General features: G+C 47.6%; 10 protein-coding genes. 7 read left to right on the plus strand and 3 right to left on the minus strand.

What is annotated here, in order from left to right; all coding sequences use genetic code 11:
• Positions 1-62: 62 nt before the first annotated feature.
• The 5 genes from CKW31_RS26795 (at position 63) to CKW31_RS26815 (ending at position 4,540) form a co-directional block, all read left to right on the plus strand.
• Positions 63-950 (plus strand): restriction endonuclease, encoded by an 888-nt coding sequence (locus CKW31_RS26795; protein WP_095101739.1) that lies wholly within the window; start codon positions 63-65, stop codon positions 948-950.
• A 55-nt stretch (positions 951-1,005) separates the two neighbouring features.
• Entirely contained in the window at positions 1,006-1,962 is a 957-nt protein-coding gene (locus CKW31_RS26800; protein WP_095101741.1) for a hypothetical protein, read from the plus strand.
• Between the two features lie 350 nt (positions 1,963-2,312).
• A complete protein-coding gene (locus tag CKW31_RS26805; protein WP_095101743.1) occupies positions 2,313-2,537 on the plus strand; it encodes a DUF2158 domain-containing protein in 225 nt (74 codons plus the stop codon).
• Positions 2,534-2,803 carry a hypothetical protein gene (locus CKW31_RS26810; RefSeq protein ID WP_256582744.1) on the plus strand — a complete coding sequence of 90 codons (270 nt, stop codon included), beginning with the start codon at positions 2,534-2,536 and terminating at the stop codon, positions 2,801-2,803. The genes CKW31_RS26805 and CKW31_RS26810 overlap by 4 nt, the downstream gene beginning before the upstream one ends.
• A 648-nt stretch (positions 2,804-3,451) precedes the next feature.
• Positions 3,452-4,540 carry a hypothetical protein gene (locus CKW31_RS26815; RefSeq protein ID WP_095101747.1) on the plus strand — a complete coding sequence of 363 codons (1,089 nt, stop codon included), beginning with the start codon at positions 3,452-3,454 and terminating at the stop codon, positions 4,538-4,540.
• Between the two features lie 480 nt (positions 4,541-5,020).
• Here CKW31_RS26815 and CKW31_RS26820 read toward each other — a convergent pair whose 3' ends face one another.
• The 3 genes from CKW31_RS26820 to CKW31_RS26830 form a co-directional block, all read right to left on the minus strand.
• A complete protein-coding gene (locus CKW31_RS26820; RefSeq protein ID WP_095101748.1) occupies positions 5,021-6,127 on the minus strand; it encodes a HEPN domain-containing protein in 1,107 nt (368 codons plus the stop codon).
• Positions 6,128-6,513: 386 nt separating this feature from the next.
• Complete coding sequence (locus tag CKW31_RS26825) at positions 6,514-7,026, minus strand: hypothetical protein (RefSeq protein WP_095101750.1); 513 nt, start codon at positions 7,024-7,026, stop codon at positions 6,514-6,516.
• Between the two features lie 395 nt (positions 7,027-7,421).
• On the minus strand, positions 7,422-7,883 hold the full coding sequence (locus CKW31_RS26830) for an NUDIX hydrolase (RefSeq protein WP_095101752.1): 462 nt from the start codon (positions 7,881-7,883) through the stop codon (positions 7,422-7,424).
• Between the two features lie 113 nt (positions 7,884-7,996).
• Here CKW31_RS26830 and CKW31_RS26835 point away from each other — a divergent pair, with 113 nt between their 5' ends.
• Together CKW31_RS26835 and CKW31_RS26840 are read left to right on the plus strand one after the other, a co-directional pair.
• The gene (locus CKW31_RS26835; RefSeq protein ID WP_095101754.1) at positions 7,997-9,427 is read left to right on the plus strand and encodes an IS1182 family transposase; all 1,431 of its coding nucleotides are present in this window, start codon (positions 7,997-7,999) and stop codon (positions 9,425-9,427) included.
• Positions 9,428-10,037: 610 nt separating this feature from the next.
• Positions 10,038-10,616, plus strand: coding sequence for a DUF262 domain-containing protein (locus CKW31_RS26840; RefSeq protein WP_095101756.1), 579 nt, complete (start codon positions 10,038-10,040; stop codon positions 10,614-10,616).
• The last annotated feature ends 95 nt before the right edge of the window (positions 10,617-10,711 follow it).

The raw sequence follows: 10,711 nt of genomic DNA on the forward strand, positions 1-10,711 counted from the left end.
TATTACCCCGCGATTGTGTCGCCTACTCATAGTTATGCGCTTTCCAAGGATCATCACTCGCAATGCTTGACTTCACAGAACTTTCAGATAACGGCCAAGATCTTGAGCTTTTGATTCGAGAACTACTATTCAGCATTGGGTACAAAGTCTATTGGAGTGGTCGTGGCCCAGATGGAGGTCGCGATCTTGTATGTATCGAAGAGAACGATAGCATATTTCTAAAAACATCAAAAAAATGGTTGATTCAATGCAAGCATAAGGCAAGATCGGGAAATAGCGTCGGAATTGGTGATCTAGATGATATCATCACAAGTTGTGTTCAGCATGAGTGTGATGGTTATGTTTTGGTAACATCAACCCAACCCTCTTCCGCAGTGGTATCGAGACTTGAGCAAATCACAAGCAATGACAAAGCACCAGTTATTGCCACGTACTGGGACTCAGTTGAGTTAGAAAGGCGACTAAGAACCGCTCAGCATTGGAATATAGCGCAACGCTTCTTTCCGAAGAGTGCCAGTGGGTGGCAAATATTCTCAAGCGAAAGACCAAATCATTGGACGGCGAATTTCAATGGATATTATTTCCACATAACAAATCGCATTGGATCAAGCTGTCAACTCTATCTGAAAACCATCGAGTCTAAGCTAGAGCAACTGATTGCATACCCGCTCCCAGAAAAACATTTCTTCAGATTGCGAAGCGTATATTTTGACGATAAGCACGGCACGTTCGTCTGGTACGTTGACTACATGCATCCGAATGCACAGCAACCTGTCTATACCGCAGAGCAACTAGCTGAAGAGCTACCTCAAGACTGGAATGATAGTTACGACATAAAAATTAGGGGTTATCTAGAGCATAGCGATCATTATGATCCAGATCATTACGACTTCTATGATCGTTACATGGGGCAGTTCATTCTTGGAATGTATCGCCCGAGCGGCGCATAACAAATCGTTCGCTTCGCTCACTGGGCTGCTCCTTAACCAAACTTTGGAGATCAAGATGACAAACAACGACTATCGCCCATCAAGCACCATCTTGTGTTGTGAGGATGTTAAAGAAGCATCGCTGTATTTTGATCGCGTGCTTCCTTTGAACATGGGACGGATGCGTGGCGATTCGACTGTCGGCGACATTCTGGTTGGCTATCCAGAAGAAGTTCCATCTGCCGCTCTTTCCCATCTTATCGATGGGATCGAAGGGAACACAGTTACCTATAGTCACGCCACTCGCGTAATGGAATTCACCGCCAACAGATGGGTTGAATTCGCTAAAGAGGTGGAGCCGTATGCGAGGCTATGGTCGTCCGACCCCAGTCGTCCCGACAATGATGACGTTCGCAACCAATACCAAAAGCTCCAAGAATCCTATTTCGCAGACGCGTCAATTCCTGGGGTTACCCCGATTCGCGAGGCGTTCCGCCGCTACGCGAAGGGTATCGGGTTCGATCATTTCTGTGTTGCTGTACCTTCAGCAATTGGGTCAGGCGGAAGTCAATGCGACCCTAGCATTACCCTATCTAAGCTGAACCTCATCGATGCTAGTCAAGCCGAATGGCGTCAAATCATAGAGCTTCGAAAAGACACTGTTTCGCACCGGAAGTTAGCGAGATTACGGCTGTTCATTCATAAGAATTACGTAGACTGCTCATTCGCCTACATAGAGGACGATCTTTCTCAGCGGCTCGAAGAATATGAGCGCGTGACGAAAAAATTTGGGTTGAAAACAACTTTGTCCTCACTGTCGCTACTGCTTGACGCTAAGGGTCTCCAGACATCTGCTGGAGCGGGTCTTGTGGCTGGGCTGTTTGGAGGGCCGCTTATTGGTCTATCAGCCGCAGCGGCGATTGAAGTTGGGAAGATTGCAGTCAATATCGCGGAGAAGCACCACGACCTGAAAGACTGGCAGTCGGGACATGAACTCGCGTTCATCTTTGACACCAAGAAGGCCCTATCTTGAGTTTCGATGCGATCTATAACCATTCTTTGCAGGGGACGATCCCCGTCGGCGGTGCGCCACTGACTCAAAAGCTAGGCCCGTTTGGGATCGCAATCCTTCTGGTATGAGCGACCGCTTCTGGCCGATTTCTGCCGGTCAAGGCCCGCCCCGTGGGCTAGTCAGATACCATGCACAACTGGTCAAGTCGAATGCAAATGGCTGGTCAGTGGCAAAGTAAACGGGTGGTCAAGTGGAATGCAATTCTCTACTCAGGCCAAGGCGTGAGAGGGAGCGGTATTTGAAGCGCTTGTTTTTTTTGCAGTAAACGCTTTGTATAGAGGCTCACAAAACTCAAGGGAAGGTAATTTTGTATGGCTGACATCGAAGATCTCGTCTCGGGCGAGATTAAAAAAGGCACCAACATCCAGTTGAATTGCGGTGGTCCAGTTATGGCTGTTCATTCGGTAGAAAAAAATGCTGGTGAGCCAAATGGGTGGGTCAACTGTCAGTGGTTTGCTGGAAAAAAGTTAGACAGCGGGCGTTTTCCCATCGAATCCCTAGACGTGGTGGTGCTTCAGCCTAAAGGGAAGGCATGATGGATTTGAGTGCGGTAGCACAATGGATGCTCCAACAAATCATCCAAGATGACTGCATTTATCAAGACGACGTTGTCGATTATCTTGTCAAAGCGAAGCAAGAGCATTTGTTGACTGAGAACACTGATGGGAATCAGGTGATTGGCAAAGCTGTGCTGTTGGAGTTTCGAAAGCTTACGGAGGCGAATGTCGTCTGGGTAAAACCTGATCGCTACTGGCGCTTTCGTGTGGCGGAGGATGAGCCAGGTAGAGATGCTCGGGGGTAATGGACGGCGCGTCTTCGAAAATGAGGTTGCCCCCGACCAGTGCGCTCACGACTTGAAGGCCCGCACGGTAGCGATGGTTTAGGGCATATTTAGGGCACGTTTCAGACCGCTTTGGGCCGCTAGATACCAATAATGAAGGGCCAGAACCCTGAATTAATCGGCCCAAAGCGCCCTGTTGGCGTGTAAGAAGGGGTTCTAATCCCTATCCATATCACAGTCGATGTCATCTCCATCCTGACCAAGAGGCGCTTGATTGTCTTCTCTATGTATATGAGTTTTCGCCATGTTCCACCTGTCGTAAACGGGCAGTGAGGGCGTTGATCGACACAAACAGCGCTCCGGCCTAGTTGTTGGCAGAGACAGCATTCGACGCCGACCCTGAGATACGAATACTTGTCAGGGGGAACCGTTCCTTCGCTTAAGTTTTAGTCATGCCTGCAAGGTGGGTACAAGTGCCGAAAGGAGACGTTTTCAGACACTTGGGAAAGACACAGGCAGCTACCGGCGAACAGCGGACGTTTGTGAGGAGGCTATTTCCAGTAAATTTTGGCTATCCTGCTGTACCAGGGTGTAAAGAATGATAACGTTCTAGCCATAGTTACTTAAGCGTATGCCCGCACATAAAATTCGCTCTCACGGAACTTAAAAATGGATACAATTTTCACACTAAATGCAAGAGGGAATATTTTTCTCGAAGTAACTAGCAATGTTTTCAAAGTGTCTCAGTCGAGAATGATGACCGAAATTCAATATATGTTTAAAAACACCGTTCGTGACCTTAAAAAAAGCGGTGTGGACTATACGAAACTAAAAACAGCGCTAATTCCATCTTTAGAGCATAACGAAATTGGACTTATTTTCGATTCAACAGCAATAGAATCTAGCAGTTATGGTCGCGAGGTAATGCAGGCGATCTTACCTTTTCTAGACCCTAGAAGCACACATAGTATTCTTGCTGGAGACCTAGTCGCGAGCAACGAAGAACAGGAACTTGTATACGATATACTCTGTGAGAGCTTGATTCTTAAAAAATCGTTTGAATATAAACACAGCAATCTTCTCTTTTGCGTGTATTTAACGAATGTCACCGACGCGTCTTTGGAGAGAATCCATGAAGGGTTAAAATCATTTTCAGCGTATCTGGGATTCATTCCGACCACTTACGCTTCCCCAGCAAAGGCCTACCTTTCTACTATTTTAGTAAATGTATGCATAAAACGAGAGAACCTGATCATTCTCCCTCATGAGGATGATCGGTCGAACGATGAAAACATTAACATCACATTTTATCCGTTTGAGGACCTTGGATATAAAATAAGGAGCATTCAATCGCACGATTTCAGCCACTTTCTCAGCTATAAAATCGAGCGGCCTACTTGGCCAGGATTCGAGACAGATACACACTTCTCACTCAATGCAATTTCGGGTGTGGTGTCTCCGTTAGCAGGCATGGATATTAAAATAGAAGACGAGAAATATGAGTATTTAATAAAAGCAGGAAAGCTTATAAAAGGTGATCTTGTTGAACTTGACAGGGATCAGCTAGCGGTTCTCATACGCTCGAAAATTGAAGCAAGCTATATATATAATCTTCGCTATTTGAAAGATCATGATGCAAAAATATTTAACGTCGTAATTGAAGTACCACGATCCGGGTCAGGCCGCATTGCCCGCATGAACGTTGCTTTAGAGTATAAACCTGATGATCATCTTCTCCGAATGATCACATTCTTCTAGTCGGTTTCTGATCCAGAATTGCCCATGGTGATGCTAGCTATACCGAAAACAGGTTGGCGCTGGCGTCTACGGACGTACTAGAGGCTGCCTCGCAATCTCACCAGTTTCCTCAATCGACTTTTTTTGACTTCTCCGAACTCATTTCCAACGCTCTCAAACGTGCCCGCAATTTGGAAATGAACGTGACTAGTCGCTTGCCTGGCAAGACCCCCACCGTTTGGTTACTACTGGCAGCTTTTGGCCGATTGCTGCCAGTCACGACAGGCAGCAATCGGCCAAAAGCAGCCCCACCCGAGCGACCGCCTCCGACCCAGGGCAGAAATTCCCGGACGGCTTCTTACAATCAATTACTACTGCCCCCCATCAAAAAATTTAGAATAAATACGCTTTTTATAATACAGATATCCGGATCCTAATTGAAAAAAGAATGCCCCACTGACATAAAACACCACTCTAAACACTCGCCAATTTTATTTTTATTTAACCATTCCCACGGTACTTCCTTTTTTTGAGCGTCGCCTGTAGTTCTTTCATGTGTTTTAGATTGAGTGAAATTTTAAGCTCCACCACTTTGAAAATAATTTGACGAATCAAATCAAGAAATTCTTGAAGGAGTGAATCATCAACTGAGCTACTTCCGCTATGGACAATGCTAGATCTGACGCCATACATTGCTTTTACTTTACCTTCAATTTCAAAGCAGTCATCAGCATCCCGTCCTAAAAGAAATGCGCACTGTTCAGCCATTGTCGATACTATAGAAGAGCTAATTACTCCCTTTTCATCAACCTTCAGCAATACTTCCATTGCAACTGCCGCTTTAAGAAATGCGCTTGCCTTATTTTTTTCAATGTAAGCTTCGCCTACCCACTCAACAGCCCTTGAGATTTTTCTTCCTATTTCGTCGAGCGGATCCACTACGTTTGATATTAATCCCGAGCTTACATCTGTACCTTGGCAAAGATCGGGGCTTAACAAATGATTAATATCAACACTCTCCCTGAATCCTAGAAATTCCTCTTCCCCACCAAAAAACCCATTAACGCTTGTAATTATGGCACGCTGAAATGGATCAAAACGTAAGTGCATAACACCCGCAGCATGAGTTTTATTCCTATCACCCAGTAGAAAGGCGATTAGCAAGTCAAGTGTATTGAACGCCGTATTGGCAAGCTCTAACGCTTTTATTTGATCCCTGACCATTGAACGATGTTCAACTATTACTCTATCAGTCCCTTCTCTAAATTTATGCTTGCAGCTCTCGAAAAGAGACTCGATCTGATCGGCGTGTCTCGGAATCGCATAAATAGTTATCGGGCCAATTATCTTTGGCTCCAACAATCCAGTTGAGTCCGCCCCGTGGAGTGTTTTTAACGTACTGTGAGCCTTAACTTTACAGGCTTCAAAAAGATCAATAAATTTTAAAAGTTTTTCGGTGATATTACTATCGTCAGAGCTTTTACAGAAGACATGCGATGAACGGATGACTGTTAATAAAGTCTGTTTAGAAAGATCTTTGCCTGTGTTGGTTTTTAAAAAATCCGAAACTCCCCTGTTGAAGGCTTCAGGGTCGGTCTTTTTTATCACATTCTCGATCGTGCCGGCCGCTGAAAAGGGGGGAGGGCCTCTAATACCGGACGATCCAGCACGCAGGCATCAAAAATACTTTTCAATATAGATGTTTCTTTTTTTGAAATCATGAAATTTCCTTATTCAAAGCAGTCCTGATTTCTGAGCTAAATCAATCACGATGTGCCGTTTCGAGGTGGCTCCCCCCTCCATCTCGCCAAAAAGTCAGGAGGAGCAATTGAGATCAGTCGTAATGTCCTTCGACCACCCCGAGTCGCTCGGTTAGCGCAGCAGAGCGGTTGTTGCTATGGAGTTGCTACCGTGGCCCAATAGCGAACAGTATCTGCCCATTTTCTGCAACGGCCCCTAGCAGCCATCTATGAACGTAACCAAAAATCTGTAAACTATCTCAGTTCGTCTATATGCCAGCCGTTTGCCAGCTTGAATTCTGGTTGGATTAACTGGTTACTTAGCATTGGTTTAGATTCACCAAAAGAATCAGTTTCGTCCAAAATCAATTCAAAACCTAGTTTTTTCCAGAACTGATTCCTGCTGTTTTTATCCTCAGATGTCTTGGCATCGTCAATCGATAAATAGATCGGCGCAACTGGAAGTTCGGGAAGGCTTTTTGCCCAGTTGACTATAAGGGCCATAAAAAAAGATCCTAGCCCTATACCCCGAAGTTCGACTACCTCGATATACCTGCTGCCGGCACCTATGTCGACGAAGCCCGCATCTTCACCAAATGGAGCTTCGTAATAGGAAGTCCAATTGGCTACAGTTGTTCCTTGAGGAATAAGAAGATCTCCAGATTTATAGGTGACATTGATAGTGAAGTCATCATGACTTTTGCTGGTAACCAGCAAGATCGTATGGCGTTGACCAGCGGGGCCTATAACGGTCAATATTTCTTTCATGCTTGAGAGGCTTTGTTCATTTTTTAATGCTACCGTGAATTTTTAAGTGTAAATCGAAGTTTTAATTTATTACGGCTATCAATTTGGATGCCATTCGGCCCGTAGCAAATCCTTCGGTGTTTACGAGTTCGATGACGCCATCAATTCCTACGTCGCCCAGTGCCAGTTTCACGCCAAATCAGATTCCGTTGAGACGCAAAAAATTGTACGGCAGCAACTCCTAGGAGTTCTTGTGTATACGTTATGCCTCTTGGTAAATCCATTGCAAATCCTATATTTAGTTTTTCACTTGGGAGGGGGTAGCGACGCTATGCCGAAAATAGCAAGAGTCTGGAGGCTAGGCGTCCGCTTTTGGCCCATAGTGTGTAAAAACGCATATGGACTCGCGGTGACGGTTACGCATCCGGTTCGAAGACACCCGCATCCACGAGCATCTCAACTAATGCCTCTGGCCATACCGTTTCTCCAGTAGATCTCAGCTCGGGAGCGGACCACCAGTGATGATCTGCCATGACCTGAGTCTCGTGTAAGGTCCATTCGGAGCTGGAAAGGACAAGGTTTTCTGCGTGCACAACGAAATACTGCTCAACTGCCAATACCGTCTCGCCGCTGGGCAGGAGCATTGAAAACCTGCGATCTGCCACAGGCCCTACAACTGTGTTGACTTGAATACCGGTCTCCTCACGCAGTTCACGTATTGCCGCGGCGTGAAATGTTTCTCCATCCTCAAGGCCACCGCCAGGGGTGGCCCAGTAATTTCTCCCGGCGAAGGCACCGTCTTTGTGAAGAAATTTGAAAAGCAGGACATCTCGAGAGGGGCTTATAACTAGTAATCGTGCTGCCTTTCGCTCACGCATTTAACGTATATCTTCCCTAAAATTTGAGATGTGGAGTGCAGTCCTGATTGGCGGGGGCGCCCACCTAGCTCGTAGCGTTATGATGGGGTAATGATACTTCAGCAGGGCTGCCCATGAAGCGCTTCATCCAAGGTGAACATCGCGGCCAAAGCACATTGCTTCCCGAGAGCCTCGACGACTACGTCAGCGATACCAACCCCGTGCGCATAGTCGACGTCTTCGTCGACGAACTGGACTTGGTCAATTTGGGTTTTGAAGGTGCTGTTCCTGCTGATACTGGCCGGCCTGCTTACCATCCTGAGGTCCTGCTGAAGATCTACATCTATGGCTATCTCAACCGCATCCAGTCGAGCCGACGCTTGGAGCGAGAAGCTCAACGCAACGTTGAGCTGATGTGGTTGACTGGGCGTTTGATGCCGGATTTCAAGACCATCGCCAACTTCCGAAAAGACAACAGCAAGGCTATCCGAGGTGTCTGTCGCCAGTTCGTAGTGCTCTGTCGGCAGTTGGGATTGTTCGGTGAGAATCTGGTCGCCATCGATGGCAGCAAATTTAAAGCCGTCAACAACCGTGACCGTAACTTCACCAGCGCCAAACTGAAGCGGCGCATGGAGGAAATCGAATCGAGCATCAGCCGTTACCTGACGGCACTCGATACTGCGGATCGGCAAGAGCCCACATACTCTGAAGCCAAGGTGGTGCGGCTGGAGGAGAAAATCGCCAAGCTGAAAGTGCAGATGAAGGAGCTTCAGGCGATTGAAATACAGCTCAACGAGTCACCAGACAAACAGGTCTCACTGACCGATCCAGACGCCCGTTCAATGATGACGCGCGGTACGGGCATCGTCGGCTACAACGTACAGACAGCCGTCGATACTCAGCACCATTTGATCGTTGCTCATGAGGTGACCAATGTCGGTTCCGACCGCGATCAGCTCAGCTCAATGGCTAAGCAGGCACGCGAGGCCATGGCATCGGATACTTTGTCGGTGGTGGCTGACCGAGGCTATTTCAAAGGTGAGGAAATCCTGGCTTGTCACAATGCGGATATCACCGCGTATGTGCCCAAGCCCATGACATCAGCAGCCAAAGCTGATGGGCGTTTTAACAACGACGCTTTTATTTATGACGCGGCGAAAAATCAGTATGTATGCCCAGCCGGAGAAACGCTGATATGGCGTTTCTCCAGCGTTGAGAAAGGCATGAAGTTGCATCGATATTGGAGTTCAAAATGTCAGGGCTGTGCGTTGAAATTGTCGTGCACACCAAGTAAGGAGCGGCGAATCCGACGCTGGGAGCATGAGGCGATATTAGAGGAGATGCAGCTTCGGCTGAGCAAAGCGCCGGACATGATGCGAATCCGCAAACGCACAGTGGAGCATCCCTTTGGGACGCTTAAACAATGGATGGGCGCAACACATTTTTTGACGCGAAGGTTGGAAGGCGTCAGTGCAGAAATGAGCTTGAACGTACTCGCCTACAATATGAAGCGGGTTATGAAAATCCTCGGCACCACCATCTTAATGAAGGCGTTGTCGGCCTGAAAGGGTTGGCTTCGTTGCCTACATGGTTCGCCAGAAGCCTCGCTGAAGCCTCCACACCCCCCTAGTAACGACCCGCAAGCTTGCTGCGAGCAACTACGCGGCTAACAACCGTCGGCGCTGCGCGCCGACAGTACACCACCTCGTTTTTACACACTCTGGGCCGAAAGCTGTCGTAGTGAAACATCACATGGTGGGTAGGGACTGGATGATGCCTAGCACAATGCGCATCATTGCCTCTCCTGTCATGCTGACACGGCAGCAGAAGCGCTGCTGGCTTCTGACACCAACAGCTGGCGCACATCCTAACCATGCTCGGGGTTCGAGCAACGCCACAGTCGTCCTTTGACAACAAAATCGTTGCCATCTGGAGTATTACGGCCCATCCCACCCCCTCCAACCTGCGATTTGTTAGCGCTGTCCCCATCTCGCAGAACCAGAGAGTCAACTGCCGTTACTTAGACCCGATTCTGTCACGCCTGCTCGATTCCAGCTTATAGTGGTGTCCATGAGCCAGTAAGCGCGTTAGGTATGAGTTGCACGAAGCCGAACCTGCGACCTACAGGCCCTGCAGTGAAATGCACACTCTTATTTAATTGTTGGATGGAACCGCATGAAAGCCGAAGAAAGCACCGTAGGGCATATTCTCACTGATCAAATCTGCTACCAAATCCCTTCGTACCAGAGACCCTATTCATGGAAAGCCGAGAACGTCCAACAACTGCTTGAGGATGTCTGGGAGGCTTATGAAAATAAGGACGAGGAGTATTTCATTGGTTCCCTCATTACAATTGAAATTGAAAGAGGTAAGCGCTACGACGTAGTCGACGGTCAGCAGCGTCTTACCACTCTCAACCTCATTCTCGCTCGGCTGCGTGATCATGTTGAAGATGGTGCTGCGAAGGCAGTGCTTGGTAAGCGTGTACTTCCTCGTAACGAGCTGACCGGCGAAACGGAAACGCCTCGTCTTTTGTTACGTCGAAAGGATCAGATGTTCTTCCGTCGCCATGTACTCGACTCTCAGTCTCTCCCATCGCCATCTGAGCGCAGCAAACTTGATGCCCCACAGCAACGCATTACAGAAAACCTTGAGACCATCGACTGTTTTTTCGGTCAGGAAGATCAGCAAACGCTGAAGCTTTTCGCCAATTACCTACTGTGTAAGCGTATGGCCAAGGCATCTTGCAAGTGATGCTGCATCGCTCATTCCAAATGTACTTAGAGCAACGTTGTCAGAACGCATCTACGGATGTACTCAAGCCCTTGGATTGATCATCTCCTCTTCTG

It is taken from the genome of Pseudomonas sp. Irchel 3A5 (genome assembly GCF_900187575.1).
Classification (GTDB): Bacteria; Pseudomonadota; Gammaproteobacteria; order Pseudomonadales; family Pseudomonadaceae; genus Aquipseudomonas; species Aquipseudomonas folii.